This is a genomic window from Thioalkalivibrio sp. ALRh (assembly GCF_000381425.1).
Classification (GTDB): domain Bacteria; phylum Pseudomonadota; class Gammaproteobacteria; order Ectothiorhodospirales; family Ectothiorhodospiraceae; genus Thioalkalivibrio.
Genome location: NZ_KB906519.1, coordinates 1 through 13,732, shown reverse-complemented (window position 1 = coordinate 13,732; position 13,732 = coordinate 1). Strand labels below are relative to the sequence as shown.

Here is a 13,732-nt window from a genome sequence, read left to right as displayed (position 1 = left end):
GGTCTCCCCGGCTGTTGTTGTCTTGTTATCGGGCCTGTCCCGGCGTTTGCACCACTATAGCCCGAAATGCCCCTCGATGGCCCGGATGAACGCGTCGCCGTAGCGCTCGAGCTTGTGCTGCCCCACCCCGGTAATCCCGGCCATCTCCTCGGGCGTACGCGGCGCGCTGGCCACCATCTCCAGCAGTGTGGCGTCGGAGAAGATCACATACGGCGGCACCCCCTGCTCGCGCGCCAGGTCCGTGCGCAGCGCCCGCAGGCGCTCCCACAGACCCCGGTCTTCCGGGTCCATCGCGGATACGCTGCGCGCTGTGTCGCGGCGTGCGGGCCGGGCCTGCCGCGCCGGACGGGCCTGCTCCTCGCGCAGGTGGATGGACTCCTCCCCGCGCAGCACGCCCCGGCAGGCCGGATCCAGGCGCAAGCCGCCGTGGCCCTCGTCATCCAGCCGCAGCAGACCTCGGGCCAATAGCTGGCGCACTACCCCGCGCCACTGCATCTTGTCCAGTTCGGTGCCGATCCCGTAGGTACTCAGCCGGTCGTGCCCGAGCCGCTGCAGGCGCTCGCTCGAAGACCCCCGCAGCACGTCGATCACATGCCCGGCCCCGAAGCGCTCGCCGGTGCGGTAGATGCAGGACAAAAGCTTCTGAACCGGCACAGTGGCATCCCAGGTCGCGGGCGGATCCGTGCAGTTGTCGCAGGTCCCGCAGGGTTCCGGCATGTGTTCGTCGAAGTACGCCAGCAGAGCCTGGCGGCGGCAGCTGGTGATCTCGCAGAACCCCAGCATCGCGTCCAGTTTCTGCTGCTCGATGCGCTGGCGCTCCGGGCCGGCCTGCGAGCCCTCCAGCATCTGGCGCAGGGTGACCACGTCCTGCAGGCCGTAGACCATCCAGGCATTGGCCGGCAGCCCGTCGCGCCCCGCGCGCCCGGTCTCCTGGTAGTACCCCTCCAGGCTCTTGGGCAGGTTCATGTGCGCGACGAACCGCACGTTGGGTTTGTCGATCCCCATGCCGAACGCGATCGTGGCCACCATGATCACGCCCTCTTCGCGCAGGAAGCGGGTCTGGTTTTCCGCGCGGGTCCGCGCCGAGAGGCCCGCATGGTAGGGCAGCGCGGGAATCCCCTGCTCCGCCAGCCACTCGGCCAGGGCGTCGACCTTCTTGCGCGACAGGCAATAGACGATGCCCGCCTCGCCGGCGTGCTCCTCACGGATAAAGCGCAGCAGGCGGTCGCGCGGCGTGCCCCCGCGCCCGCCATCGGCCTGAGCCACACGATAGCGGATGTTGGGGCGGTCGAAGGAACTGATGAACGCGCGGGCCTGTTCCAGCCTTAGCCGTTCGCGGATCTCCTGGCGAGTCGGCCCGTCGGCCGTGGCGGTCAGCGCCATGCGCGGGACATCCGGGAAGTGTTCGGCCAGCACCGCGAGCTGGCCGTATTCCGGGCGGAAGTCGTGACCCCACTGGGAAACGCAGTGCGCCTCGTCGATCGCGAACAGGGCCAGCTCGATCCCCTGCAAACGCTCCAGCATGCCCGAGGCAAACAGCCGTTCCGGGGACAGGTACAGGAGATCCAGTTCGCCCGCATGGAGTGCGGCCAGCACACCGCGCGCGGTCTCGGCGTCCTGACCGGAATCCAGGCTGGCCGCGGCCACCCCGTTCTGGCGCAAGGCCGCCACCTGATCCTGCATCAGCGCAATCAGCGGCGAAATCACGACCGCACAGCCCGGGCGGGCCAGCGCCGGCACCTGGTAGCAAAGCGACTTGCCACCACCAGTGGGCATCAGCACCACGGCATCGCCACCGGCGATCACATGCTCGATGACCGCCTGTTGCTGGCCACGAAAATCGGAATAGCCGAAGGTCTCGCGCAGGATGTCCAGCGGCGCAATGGCCGGGGCGCTTCCCTGCGCGTGCCCGGCGGCGAGACGTGTCGGTTCCAAAAGAAACTCCAGGGACTGGCAAACTCCGAAGCCTGCCGAATGCCAGCGGAAGCTGCAAGCCTCGAAACTGCCCGACCCGCCGGGGCGCTCTCTTCCGTCGCGACTGGTACGAATCAACTGCCACCGTGTACATTGGGCATCACCCCGCCCGACCCGTATCCACCACCAGACGTGATGGTCCGAAAGCATGCGCAATTCGGTTGACGAGGAAGTCCGCAGCGCGGTCCGCGAGTACCTGGATGCCTGGTTGCGGCACCGGGATGCAAACGAGGTGATGGCACTTAACGCCGAAACCGTCTGTGGTTTCGGAACCGGCATGGACGAGGCGGCGTTCTCGCCCGACGAGGCCGCTTCGATCATTCGGCGCGATATCGAGCAGGCCCCGGAGCCCTTCGACTACATGATCCAGCACGAGCACGTGACCTTTTCCGCATCCGGAGGTCGCGATCGCGATGATCACGTTCGCGATGCACACCCGGATCCACGGACAACAGATCAGGCTCAACGAGTTGAGGGGCAGCCTGGTTTTTCGACGCACCGACGACGGCTGGCGTCTGGCGCACCTGCACGGCTCGTTCCCCACCACTGTCCACGGGGCCGACGAGCCCTACCCGATCAAGGAACTGGAGGACCGCGCCCAGGTCCTTGATCGCATGGTCAGCGAACGCACGCGGGATCTCGAGGCCGCTCAGGAGCACCTGGAGCGCCTGGCCACCACCGACCCCCTGACGGGGCTGCACAACCGCCTGAAGGGTAACCATGCCCTCGAGGAAGCGATCCTGCAGGCCCGCCGGGACGCGAGCCCTCTGACCGCGATCCTGATGGACCTGGATCACTTCAAGACCATCAATGACCAGCAGGGGCACGCTCGCGGCGACCATGTCCTGCGCGAGACCGGACACCTGCTGCGCGACCGCATTCGCAGCTCCGATACTGCCGCACGCTGGGGTGGCGAGGAGTTCCTGATCCTCTGCCCGAACACCACAGCCGAACAGGCCGCGAATCTCGCCGAGGCCCTGCGCCATGCGATCGAGGCACATGACTTCGGGACCGCCCCACCGCTGACCGCGAGCTTCGGGGTTACCGGCCACCAGCCGGGGGAGTCGGCCGAGAACCTGATCGCGCGCGCGGACGAGGCGCTGTACGCGGCCAAGCGCGCCAACCGCAACCGCGTCGAAACCGCCTGAATGCGTGGGCACACGGCGCATCCGGATGCACCGCCCCCCGGGGCGGTGAACTGGCGCATCCTCAAGAGCCTGCTCCCCTATCTGGCGGAGTTTCGCGGACGGCTGATCCTGGCACTTGTGCTGATGGGCCTGGCCAAGCTGGCCACGGTCGCGATCCCGCTGGCGCTGAAGTACATCGTCGAGCACTTCGAGGACGCCGGTACCGAGGCACTGGTCGCCGTACCGGTGGCCCTGGTGATCGGCTACGGTCTGTTGCGCTTTGGCAGCACGCTGTTCGGCGAGCTGCGCGACGCGGTATTCGTGCGCGTGGCGGAGCGCGCGATGCGCCGCGCCTCGCTGCGCGTGTTCCAGCACCTGCACCGGCTGGAGCTGGGTTTTCACCTCGCGCGCGAGACGGGTGGTCTGGCGCGCGACATCGAGCGCGGCACCAGCGGCATGAGCTTCCTGCTGCGCTTTACCGTATTCAACATCCTGCCGACCCTGATCGAGATCGCGCTGGTCGCGGTGATCCTGCTGATCGCCGTGGGGCCGGTATTCATGGTCACGGTGCTGGTGGCGGTCGCGGTCTACATCGCGTTCTCGATCTGGATCACCGAATGGCGCACGCGCTTCGTGCGCGAGGCCAATCTGCGCGACAACGAGTCCAACACCCGCGCGATCGACAGCCTGCTCAACTACGAGACGGTCAAGTACTTCGGCAACGAGGCCTTCGAGGCCGAGCGCTACGACCGCGGGCTGGCCGCCTGGGAACAGGCGCGCACCAAGAACGTCCTGTCGCTGGTGCTGCTGAACTCCGGACAGGCCCTGATCATCGCCGCCGCGATTACCGTGATCATGCTCCTGGCCACGCGCCAGGTAGCCGCCGGCGAGATGTCGCTGGGCGATCTGGTGATGGTCAACGCCTACATGATCCAGCTGTTCATGCCGCTGAACTTCCTCGGCTTCGTCTATCGCGAGATTCGCCAGTCCCTGGCCAACATCGAGCGCCTGTTCGGCCTGCTGGAAAAGCCCGTTCAGGTGGAGGATCGCCCGGATGCCCCCGATCTAGAAGTCCGGGCGGGCACGGTGCGCTTCGAGCATGTGGATTTCGGCTACCACGCAAACCGGCGCATCCTCGAGGACGTCTCGCTGGAGATCCCGGCCGGGCACAAGCTTGCTGTAGTGGGCCCCAGTGGCGCCGGCAAATCCACCCTGGCGCGCCTGCTGTTCCGCTTCTACGACGTGGACGGCGGGCGCATCTCCATCGACGGGCAGGACATCCGCGAGGTGACGCAGGCTAGTCTGCGCCGGGCCATCGGCGTGGTGCCGCAGGACACCGTGCTGTTCAACGACACCATCCGCTACAACGTCGCCTACGGCCAGCCAGGCGCGGACGAGGAGGCGATTCGTCGCGCGGTGCGCCTCGCACACCTGGACGACTTCATCGCACAACTGCCGGACGGGCTGGATACGGTTGTCGGGGAACGGGGGCTGAAGGTCTCGGGCGGGGAGAAACAGCGGATCGCGATCGCCCGCATGCTGCTGAAGGACCCACCGATCCTGGTCTTCGACGAGGCGACCTCGTCGCTGGATTCGGGCTCGGAGAAGGCGATCCTGCGCGCGCTGAACGAGGTCTCGGCACGGCGCACCACGCTCGTGATCGCGCATCGGCTGTCGACGGTGATCGACGCCGAACAGATCGCGGTCATGGAGCACGGCCACGTGGTCGAACGCGGCACACACCGCGAGTTGCTGGCCCTCAAAGGTGCCTACGCGCGGCTATGGCGCCACCAGCAGGAAGAGGCCGAACAGCCCCATCCGGCGACGCCTGGCGAATAGCTCAGTCGTCGACGTCGGCCTCTTCCATCCAGGCGGCCTGGATCGCCTCGAGGATGCGCTCGCCGGAACGGTTCGGGTCGTCGTCGAACTCCGGCAGCTCCATGACCCACTGGCGCAGGTCCATGAAGTTGATGTTGCGCGGGTCCACGTCCGGGTGTTCGTCCGCCAGCTGGATCGCGATTTCCTGGGTATCGGTCCACTTCATAGCCGTGCCCTCAGTGGTTCTCGGAGACCTGGTTGATGGTGTATTTCGGCAGCTCGACCACCAGATCGGTGTCGGCCACGAGCGCCTGACAGGAGAGCCGGGAGTCCGGTTCCAGCCCCCAGGCCTTGTCCAGCATGTCTTCCTCGTCCTCGGTGGGCTCCTCGAGGCTGTCGAAGCCCTCGCGCACATACACGTGGCAGGTCGTGCAGGCGCAGGACTTCTCGCAGGCATGCTCGATCTCGATCCCGTTTTTCAGGGCGAGATCGCAGATGCTGATCCCCGGCTCGGCCTCGATAGAGGCCCCCTCCGGGCAGATTTCCTCGTGGGGCAGAAAGATTACCTGGGGCATGTTGTCAGTTCCCTGCGTCGTATTCGCTAACGTTGTGTCCGGCGAGCGCGCGCCGGATGCTGTCATTCATGCGCCGCGCGACGAAGGCCTCGGAGGCCTGCTCCACGCGCTTGCGCGCCGCCTCGATGGCGTCGGGATCGGCGCCCTTCTCGCGTTCGGCGCGCAGCGCGTCGCGCGCCTGCTCGATGGTCTGGCGCTCCTCGGCCTCGAGGTAGCGATCGCCGTCCGTCTCCAGCGCGGCATCCAGGGCCTCGAGCACGCGGTCGGCCTCGACCTGCTCCTCGCGCAGGCGCCGCGCCTCCATGTCCTCGCGCGCGGAGGAGGCGGAATCGCGCAGCATCTGCTCGATCTCGCTGTCGGTCAGGCCGTAGCTGGGCTTGACCTCGATATGCGCCTCCACGCCCTGGGTCTGCTCGCGCGCGGTCACGTTCAGCAGCCCGTCGGCATCGACCTGGAAGGTCACGCGGATGCGCGCGGCCCCGGCCACCATCGGCGGGATACCGGACAGGGTGAAACGCGCCAGCGAGCGGTTGGCATCGACCACATCGCGCTCGCCCTGCACCACATGCAGCGACATCGCGGTCTGGCCGTCCTTGAAGGTGGTGAAGTCCTGCGCGCGGGTGGCCGGGATCGTGGTGTTGCGGGGGATGATGAACTCGACCAGTCCTCCCATCGTCTCCAGCCCCAGCGACAGCGGGATCACGTCCAGCAGCAGGAGCTCGGTATCGGGCTTGTTGCCGGCCAGGATGTCCGCCTGCTGGGCCGCCCCGATGGCCACCACACGATCGGGATCGATCCCGGCGTGCGGCGCGCGGCCAAAGAACGCTTCCACCGCCTCGCGGACCGCCGGCATGCGCGTGGAACCACCGACCAGCACGACCTCGTCGATCGCGTCCGGCGCCAGGTCGGCATCTTCCAGCACCTGGCGGCAGGCGGCCATCGTCCGGTCCAGCAGCGGCCGGGCCAGCTCCACCAGCGTCGCGCGGTCGAGCTCCGCCGTATAAGTCGAGCCATCGGCGCGCACGACCTCGACGCGAGTGCTGTCGGCGTCGGTCAGGGCCTCCTTGGCCTCGCGCGCGGCCAGCAGCACGCGGCGCAGACGCTGCGGGTCGGTTTCGCCGGTCATTCCGGCCTGATTCAGCAGCCAGTCCGCGATCGCGCGGTCGATGTCATCGCCGCCCAGGGCGGAATCGCCCCCGGTGGCCAGCACCTCGAACACACCCCGGCGCAGCTGCAGGATGGAGATATCGAAGGTCCCGCCACCCAGGTCATAGACCGCAATGGTGCTCTCTTCGCCCTGGTCCAGGCCGTAGGCCACAGCCGCGGCGGTCGGCTCGCTAATCAGCCGCAGGACGTTCAGGCCCGCCAGTTGCGCCGCGTCGCGCGTCGCCTGGCGTTGCGGATCGTCGAAGTACGCCGGCACGGTAATAACCACGCCTTCCAGCTCGTCGCCAAGCGTGGCTTCGGCGCGTTCGCGCAGAGTATTGAGGATGTCGGCCGAGACCTCCACCGCCGTCTTGTCGCCGGCCGCCGTCTCGATCCGCGGAACGCTGGAGTCCCCCGTTTTCAGCCGAAACGGCAATTCGCCCGACAGCGTGGCCACATCCGCCACGCCTCGACCGATCAGGCGCTTGACCGAGGCAATGGTGTTGTGCGGATCATCCGCCGCATGCTCGGCCGCCGCGTGCCCGACGCTTACCGCATCCGGCGCGTAGTGCACCACAGAAGGCAGGATATGCCGGCCCTGCTCGTCCGGCAGGGTGTCGGCCACGCCACTGCGCACGGTGGCGACCAGCGAATGCGTGGTGCCGAGGTCGATCCCGGCCGCCAGGTGCCGCCGGTGCGGGGCGGAGTCGGCTCCGGGTTCGGTGATCTGCAGTAACGCCATCGAAATTCGGCTCCTTCACACGGCGGCGGCTCAGCCGCGCGCCAGGTTCTGTCGGGTTCGTTTCAGCTCCGCCAGCAAGCGGTCGAAAAAGCGCAGCTCGAGTACGCGATCTTTGGCCTGCGCCGCGGGCGATGTCGGATCGGCCAGGGCCTCGGCGACCTTCGAGCGCGTTTCGTCGCGGGCCTTTTCCAGCTCCATCCCCACCGCGTCCAGTTCCTCGCGGTCGCCGGCGGATTCGGCCTCTTCCAGGCGTTCACGCCACTCGATCTGGGCCTCGATGAACTCGATGTTCTGGCTGGTATCGCGTTCTGCATCGAACGCAATCCCACCGCGCTCCAGCAAGGCCACCGCACGGCGGTAGTCGTCGTCGAGAATGGCATAGGCCTCGTTGACATCGGCCGCCATCGCCGCAGCCATGCGCCGCGCCTGGTCGCCCTGACGCACGAAGCGGTCGGGGTGCAGCTCGGCCTGCAGGCGCTTGAAGCGCTCGGCCAGCTGCTGACGGTCGATCTCGAAAGCGACCGGCAAGTCGAACTGCTCGAAGGGGTCGGTCATGACGTCCTGTGGTCCTCGCAACAAGAGGCTGGCATCGGGCACGGGCGCCCAACGCAAAACGGGGTGGGACAGTGGCTGCCAGGCAACCACCATGCACCACCCCGGATGCGTGCATCAGTCAGATGCTGAAGCTTTCACCGCAGCCGCACCGGGCCTTCTCGTTCGGGTTATTGAACCTGAAACCCTCGTTCAGGCCTTCCTTGCCGAAATCCAGCTCGGTGCCATCCAGATAGACGAGCGACTTCGGGTTGACCACCAACTTGATGCCACGATCCTCGAACACCGTGTCGGTGTCCTCGATATCGTCGGCGAACTCGACCACGTAGGCCATGCCCGAGCAGCCGGTCGTCCTGACCCCGAGGCGCACGCCCACACCCTTGCCACGCTGGGCAAGAAAGCTCTGGATGCGCTCGGCTGCCGGTTCGGTCAGTGTAATCGCCATAGACACCTCAGGCGGTCTTCTGCTCGGCCTGCTCGTCCTGACCGTGCCGCTCCTGATAGTTGGAGATGGCTGCCTTGATCGCGTCCTCGGCCAGCACGGAGCAGTGGATCTTCACCGGCGGCAGGGCCAGTTCTTCCGCAATCTGCGTATTCTTGATCTGGCTGGCCTCGTCCAGGGTCTTGCCGCGCACCCACTCGGTGAGCAGCGAACTGGAGGCGATGGCGGAGCCACAGCCGTAGGTCTTGAACTTGGCGTCTTCGATCACGCCTTCGTCGTTGACCTTGATCTGCAGCTTCATCACATCGCCGCAGGCCGGGGCGCCGACCATGCCGGTACCGACGGAGTCATCGTTCTTGTCGAAGCTGCCGACGTTGCGCGGATTTTCGTAGTGGTCCAGAACCTTGTCACTGTAAGCCATGACCGTTCTCCTATTGCGTAGTACGCGTTGCGTTCGTGGTGCCGAGCCGGTGGCCTAGTGGGCCGCCCACTCGACGGTGCTCAGATCGATGCCGTCCTGATACATCTCCCACAGTGGGGAGAGCTCGCGCAGCTTGGCGACTGCGGCGCGCACGATCTCGACCGTATGGTCGACCTCCTCGACGGTCGTGTAGCGACCGATGGAGAAGCGGATCGAGCTGTGCGCCAGCTCGTCGTCGCGACCCAGTGCTCGCAGCACGTAGGACGGCTCCAGGCTCGCCGAGGTACACGCCGATCCGGAGGACACGGCGATGTCGCGCAGCGCCATGATCAGGCTCTCGCCCTCGACGAAGTTGAAAGAGACATTCAGGTTGTGCGCGACCCGCTGTTCGGCGTCGCCGTTCAGGTAGACCTCTTCCATGCCGTCGAGGCCCGCCCACAGGCGGTCGCGCAGCATGCGGATGCGCTCGAGTTCGGTACCCATTTCCGCGCCGGCAATTCGGAAGGCCTCGCCCATGCCGACGATCTGGTGAGTCGCCAGCGTGCCAGAGCGCATACCGCGTTCGTGCCCACCACCGTGCATCTGCGCCTCGATGCGCACCCGCGGCTTGCGGCGCACATACAGGGCACCGATGCCCTTCGGCCCGTAGGCCTTGTGCGCGGAGAAGCTCATCAGGTCTACCGGGAGTTTGGACAGATCGACCGCGACCTTGCCGGCGGACTGGGCCGCGTCCACGTGGAAGACGATCCCGTGCTCGCGGCACAGATTGCCAATCGCCTCGATGTCCTGGATCACGCCGATCTCGTTGTTCACGTGCATCACGGAGACGACGATCGTGTCGTCCCGGATCGCATCCTTGAGTTCCTGCAGGTCCACCAGGCCGTTCTCCTTCACGCCCAGATAGGTGACCTCGAAGCCCTCGCGCTCCAGCTGGCGCGCAGTGTCCAGCACGGCCTTGTGCTCGGTCTTGACCGTGATGATGTGCTTGCCCTTGCGCTGGTAGAAATTCGCGGCACCCTTGATCGCCAGGTTGTCGGACTCGGTGGCGCCGGAGGTCCAGATGATCTCCTTCGGGTCGGCGCCAACCAGCGCAGCAACCTGCTCACGGGCATTCTCCACGGCTTTTTCCGCACCCCAGCCGAAGCTGTGGCTGCGCGATGCCGGGTTGCCGAACAGGCCGTCCTTGGTCAGGCAGCCGGTCATCTTCTCGGCCACACGCTCGTCGACCGGCGTGGTCGCGGAGTAGTCCAGGTAGATGGGCAGTTTCAGGTCACTCATTACGCGTTCACTCCTTACGCAGCCGCCTCAGGCGGTCGCATTGCTCGATTTGGTTGCATCGCCCTTCAGGGCGTTGCCATGCACGACCACTTCCTTCACGCCATCCTGCTCCTTCTGTGCCCGATGCCGTTCCAGCACATCCGCCAGCGTCCGGTTGCTAAGAAAGTCGTAGAGCTGCTGGCTGAGATCCGTCCACAGATCGTGCGTCAGACAGCGCGATTCGGAATTGCAGTTGGCCTTGCCGCCACAGCGCGTGACATCCACGGGCTCGTCGACCGCGACGATGATATCGGCCACCGAGATACCCTCGGGCTCCCGACTCAGCGCATAACCACCGCCCGGGCCGCGACTGCTGTTCACCAGCCCCTGCCGGCGCAGCCTGGAAAAAAGCTGCTCCAGATAGGACAATGACAGTTTCTGGCGTCGCGCCACCTCGGCCAGTGATACCGGGCCGTTCTCGGTGTGCATCGCCACGTCCAGCATGGCAGTGACGGCGTAGCGCCCTTTGGTCGTCAGTTTCATGGCTGTGTCTGCTTCCTGCTCATTTGACGTGCAGCTTAGAATAACCGACCAAAACGATCAAGTATTCCCCTGCTGTTTACGTTCTTGTTGGCTTTCCGCAGGCCGAGGCACTTCGCATTCGTCCGGCTCCAGCCCCTCCAGATCGCAGGGCTCGATCGGCCTCGAATCCGCATCGCCCACCACCTCGCCGGGGTCGATCCCCGCACGCTTCAGGGCCTGGCAGGCCTTGTCCATGCGCTCGTCCAGCTCATGCACTCGGTGCACGATCCGATGAATCGCGTTGGCCACCGGGTCGGGCATATCGCGCGCAACACCGTAGGCATCGAAACCCAGGCGGTCGGCCATCTGCTGAAACCGCGGGTCCGGCTCCGGCCGCGGACCGATGACCCGCGCCGGGATCCCGACCGCCGTCGCATCCGCCGGGACATCCTTCAGCACCACTGCATTCGAACCGATGCGCGCGCGGTCACCCACGTGGATCGGGCCCAGCAGTTTGGCCCCCGCACCGATGACCACCTCGTCGCCCAGCGTCGGGTGGCGTTTGCCGCCCTCCCAACTGGTACCGCCGAGGGTCACCTGGTGGTAGATCGTGCAGTCATCGCCGACCTCGGCGGTTTCGCCGATCACCACGCCCATACCGTGGTCGATAAAGAAGCGCCGCCCGATCTTCGCGCCCGGGTGGATCTCGATCCCGGTCACCCAGCGACTGAAGTTGGCAATCACCCGCCCCAGCCAGCGCATGCGATGGTTCCACAGCCAGTGCGCCAGCCGGTGATACCAGAGCGCATGCAGACCGGGATACGCCGTCACCACCTCGAAGGCGTTGCGGGCGGCGGGGTCGCGTGCGAACACGCAGCGAATGTCCTCGCGCATCCTGTCAAACATGGCCGGGCCTCATTCCTGAGTCATTTACTAAGGTATCACTTCCGCGCGCGACCCGTCTCAGCGGCCACGCTCCGTGTGCGTCAATATGCCGCGCAGCATGCGCACCTCGCTGGCACTGAGCCCCGCGCGCATGTAGAGGTGGCGCAGGCGCCGCATCAAATGGCGCGGGTTCTCGGGATCCAGCACCTCGATGGTCGTCAGCGCCTGCTCGAAATGACTGAACAGGCCCTCCATCTCCGCCTGGGTCGCCAGCGGGTCGCGCGCATCCTCGGGCTCGGCCGCAGCCGCGGCCCCAACCGACTCCCCGGCCAGGGCGGCCATGCGCAGCGCATAGGTCATCACCTGCACGCTGCCAGCAAGATTCAGGGAGCTGAAATCCGGGACGGTCGGGATCTGGACAAAGGCGTTGCAGTGATCCAGCTCGGTATTGGTCAGCCCGCTGTGCTCGCGCCCGAACACCAGCGCGACCGGCCCCTCGGACGCATGCGTCAGCACCTGTTCGGCCGCAATATCCGGGCCCAGCACGGGCACAGAGTGCGTGCGCAGCCGGGCGCTGGTCCCGATCACCCACACACAGTCCGCGACCGCAGCCGCCAAGTCGTCCACCACCCGTGCCCGCGCCAGCAGGTCATCGGCCCCGGAGGCCAGCGCCGTGGCATCGGCATGCGGGAACCGCTCCGGCGCCACCAGCACCAGATCGGTAACCCCCATGGCCTTCATTGCACGCGCGGCGGAGCCGATGTTGCCCGGATGCGTCGTACCGACCAGCACGACCCGCACCCGGCCCAGGCGTTGCTCCATATGCGGAACCCCCTTCGTTCAAGGCGTCGGATTGTACACACCGGTGCCTGCGACTTCCCAAAAAAGAGCCGCTTGTGTATTGTTCGCGGCCTTTCCGCGGCGCGTGCGCGCGCCCGCTGGACACCCCTCAGAACACCAGGAGACACCCCATGCACCCCATGCTGAACACGGCGGTATCGGCGGCTCGCGAAGCCGGACGCATCACCACCCGCGCCTGGGGACGACCGGATCGCATGAACACGCGCGAGAAGGCCCGCAACGACTGGGTGTCGGATGTCGACCTCTCCGCCGAGCAGGCCATTGTGCAGACGTTGCGCCGCGCCTATCCCGACCACACCATCATGGCGGAAGAAGGCGGGCAGCAGGACGGAGCCGACGGCGAATACGTCTGGATCATCGACCCGCTGGACGGCACCACCAACTACCTGCGCCAGATCCCCCAGTACGGCATCTCCATCGCACTCAAGCACAAGGGGCGGCTGGAGCAGGCGGTGGTCTACGACCCGCTGAAGGAAGAGCTGTTCACCGCGACGCGGGGTGCCGGGGCGTTTCTCAACAGCCGCCGGATCCGCGTGTCCGACCGCAAGGACCTCAACGGCGCCCTGCTGGGCACCGGCATCCCCTTCCGCGAAGGCCAGGATCTGGAGCGCTACCTGAGCAGCCTGCGCCACCTGGTGCCCGGCACCGCCGGTGTACGCCGCCCGGGCTCCGCCGCGCTGGATCTGGCCTGGGTCGCTTGCGGACGCTTCGATGGCTTCTGGGAGATGGGCCTGCAGGCCTGGGACATCGCGGCAGGCCTGCTGCTGGTGCAGGAGGCGGGTGGCGTTGTCAGCGACTGGGCCGGCAACCCGGACGTGCTTCGCCGCGGCGATGTCGTCGCCGGCAACCCGAAGGTGCTCAAGGCCATGCTGCAGCGCCTGCACCAGGCCGAAAAAGAACGCGCCGCCCAAGCGAACGACTAAGCCCTCCCCTTCGCGCCCTGCCGGGCTAACGCCCCGGTAGGCGCGCACCCCGACCACCTTCCGCGCCGTTTAGGCTGAGCCTGTTTCGTCCTCTGGCGTTTACCGTGGCTTCGTCCGACCGCCTACCATATTGTGGCCGGCCCGGTTCGGCACCCGGTGTATACGTGCCTTCGGTCCGCATACTGCCGTGCGCTCACTCGCGAGCGCGCCGCGAGGTACTTTCTTGCTTGCCCAAGAAAGTACCCGTCGAGGCGCACCCGGATTCCGCCCGGGAACCTTGCTCCAGGGCCCTCGGGCCGGCGGCGCTGAAACTCGCTCCGCTCAGACAGTCAGCGCCCCCGTTTTTATTTTGAATCTTCCGTCCCGAGAACCCTTCCGCAAGGGGCTTCATACGGGGGACGAAGGTCAAAACAGAAGGTATCCCCATGCCTGCAGTCAATCTAGCCTTCGTAGGGTGCGGTTGAGCGCAGCGAAACGCACCGTTCCG

Annotated in this window: 13 protein-coding genes and 1 pseudogene; 3 read left to right on the top strand and 11 right to left on the bottom strand. The window is 66.5% G+C overall.

Going from position 1 to position 13,732, the window contains the following annotated elements; all coding sequences use genetic code 11:
- Window positions 1–54 precede the first annotated feature (54 nt).
- A complete protein-coding gene (gene recQ, locus F791_RS0100070; protein ID WP_018649344.1) occupies window positions 55–1,935 on the bottom strand; it encodes a DNA helicase RecQ in 1,881 nt (626 codons plus the stop codon).
- 187 nt (window positions 1,936–2,122) lie between these two features.
- On the opposite strand from recQ, the pseudogene F791_RS13120 reads away from it, so the two are divergent.
- Window positions 2,123–3,122 (top strand): annotated as a pseudogene (locus F791_RS13120) (diguanylate cyclase).
- The gene (locus tag F791_RS0100060; RefSeq protein WP_019592025.1) at window positions 3,123–4,940 is read left to right on the top strand and encodes an ABC transporter ATP-binding protein/permease; all 1,818 of its coding nucleotides are present in this window, start codon (window positions 3,123–3,125) and stop codon (window positions 4,938–4,940) included.
- A gap of 1 nt (window position 4,941) precedes the next feature.
- On the opposite strand, the gene iscX is transcribed toward F791_RS0100060, so the two are convergent.
- The 10 genes from iscX to F791_RS0100010 form a co-directional block, all read right to left on the bottom strand.
- Window positions 4,942–5,145, bottom strand: coding sequence for a Fe-S cluster assembly protein IscX (gene iscX / locus F791_RS0100055; RefSeq protein WP_018138879.1), 204 nt, complete (start codon window positions 5,143–5,145; stop codon window positions 4,942–4,944).
- Window positions 5,146–5,155: 10 nt separating this feature from the next.
- Window positions 5,156–5,494, bottom strand: a complete 339-nt coding sequence (gene fdx / locus F791_RS0100050; RefSeq protein ID WP_018864226.1) for an ISC system 2Fe-2S type ferredoxin — start codon at window positions 5,492–5,494, stop codon at window positions 5,156–5,158.
- 4 nt (window positions 5,495–5,498) lie between these two features.
- Window positions 5,499–7,382, bottom strand: a complete 1,884-nt coding sequence (hscA, locus tag F791_RS0100045; RefSeq protein WP_018138881.1) for a Fe-S protein assembly chaperone HscA — start codon at window positions 7,380–7,382, stop codon at window positions 5,499–5,501.
- 30 nt (window positions 7,383–7,412) lie between these two features.
- Window positions 7,413–7,937 (bottom strand): Fe-S protein assembly co-chaperone HscB, encoded by a 525-nt coding sequence (gene hscB / locus F791_RS0100040; RefSeq protein ID WP_018138882.1) that lies wholly within the window; start codon window positions 7,935–7,937, stop codon window positions 7,413–7,415.
- Between the two features lie 118 nt (window positions 7,938–8,055).
- Entirely contained in the window at window positions 8,056–8,379 is a 324-nt protein-coding gene (gene iscA, locus F791_RS0100035) for an iron-sulfur cluster assembly protein IscA (protein WP_018138883.1), read from the bottom strand.
- Window positions 8,380–8,386: 7 nt separating this feature from the next.
- Window positions 8,387–8,797 (bottom strand): Fe-S cluster assembly scaffold IscU, encoded by a 411-nt coding sequence (gene iscU / locus F791_RS0100030; protein WP_018138884.1) that lies wholly within the window; start codon window positions 8,795–8,797, stop codon window positions 8,387–8,389.
- A 54-nt stretch (window positions 8,798–8,851) separates the two neighbouring features.
- Complete coding sequence (locus F791_RS0100025; RefSeq protein ID WP_018138885.1) at window positions 8,852–10,075, bottom strand: IscS subfamily cysteine desulfurase; 1,224 nt, start codon at window positions 10,073–10,075, stop codon at window positions 8,852–8,854.
- Between the two features lie 27 nt (window positions 10,076–10,102).
- Window positions 10,103–10,597: an Rrf2 family transcriptional regulator gene (locus F791_RS0100020; protein ID WP_018138886.1), complete on the bottom strand. Its 495-nt coding sequence runs from the start codon at window positions 10,595–10,597 to the stop codon at window positions 10,103–10,105.
- A gap of 57 nt (window positions 10,598–10,654) precedes the next feature.
- Window positions 10,655–11,482, bottom strand: a complete 828-nt coding sequence (gene cysE / locus F791_RS0100015; protein ID WP_018174409.1) for a serine O-acetyltransferase — start codon at window positions 11,480–11,482, stop codon at window positions 10,655–10,657.
- A gap of 57 nt (window positions 11,483–11,539) precedes the next feature.
- The gene (locus tag F791_RS0100010) at window positions 11,540–12,283 is read right to left on the bottom strand and encodes an RNA methyltransferase (RefSeq protein ID WP_018138888.1); all 744 of its coding nucleotides are present in this window, start codon (window positions 12,281–12,283) and stop codon (window positions 11,540–11,542) included.
- 149 nt (window positions 12,284–12,432) lie between these two features.
- Here F791_RS0100010 and F791_RS0100005 point away from each other — a divergent pair, with 149 nt between their 5' ends.
- Window positions 12,433–13,245 (top strand): inositol monophosphatase family protein, encoded by an 813-nt coding sequence (locus F791_RS0100005; protein ID WP_018138889.1) that lies wholly within the window; start codon window positions 12,433–12,435, stop codon window positions 13,243–13,245.
- The last annotated feature ends 487 nt before the right edge of the window (window positions 13,246–13,732 follow it).

Excerpts from the sequence above, each read along its gene's own strand:
- F791_RS0100060 (WP_019592025.1), top strand. The coding sequence starts at position 3,123 with ATGCGTGGGCACACGGCGCATCCGGATGCACCGCCCCCCGGGGCGGTG.
- iscX (WP_018138879.1), bottom strand. The coding sequence starts at position 5,145 with ATGAAGTGGACCGATACCCAGGAAATCGCGATCCAGCTGGCGGACGAA.
- fdx (WP_018864226.1), bottom strand. The coding sequence starts at position 5,494 with ATGCCCCAGGTAATCTTTCTGCCCCACGAGGAAATCTGCCCGGAGGGG.
- hscA (WP_018138881.1), bottom strand. The coding sequence starts at position 7,382 with ATGGCGTTACTGCAGATCACCGAACCCGGAGCCGACTCCGCCCCGCAC.
- hscB (WP_018138882.1), bottom strand. The coding sequence starts at position 7,937 with ATGACCGACCCCTTCGAGCAGTTCGACTTGCCGGTCGCTTTCGAGATC.
- iscA (WP_018138883.1), bottom strand. The coding sequence starts at position 8,379 with ATGGCGATTACACTGACCGAACCGGCAGCCGAGCGCATCCAGAGCTTT.
- iscU (WP_018138884.1), bottom strand. The coding sequence starts at position 8,797 with ATGGCTTACAGTGACAAGGTTCTGGACCACTACGAAAATCCGCGCAAC.
- F791_RS0100025 (WP_018138885.1), bottom strand. The coding sequence starts at position 10,075 with ATGAGTGACCTGAAACTGCCCATCTACCTGGACTACTCCGCGACCACG.
- F791_RS0100020 (WP_018138886.1), bottom strand. The coding sequence starts at position 10,597 with ATGAAACTGACGACCAAAGGGCGCTACGCCGTCACTGCCATGCTGGAC.
- cysE (WP_018174409.1), bottom strand. The coding sequence starts at position 11,482 with ATGTTTGACAGGATGCGCGAGGACATTCGCTGCGTGTTCGCACGCGAC.
- F791_RS0100010 (WP_018138888.1), bottom strand. The coding sequence starts at position 12,283 with ATGGAGCAACGCCTGGGCCGGGTGCGGGTCGTGCTGGTCGGTACGACG.
- F791_RS0100005 (WP_018138889.1), top strand. The coding sequence starts at position 12,433 with ATGCACCCCATGCTGAACACGGCGGTATCGGCGGCTCGCGAAGCCGGA.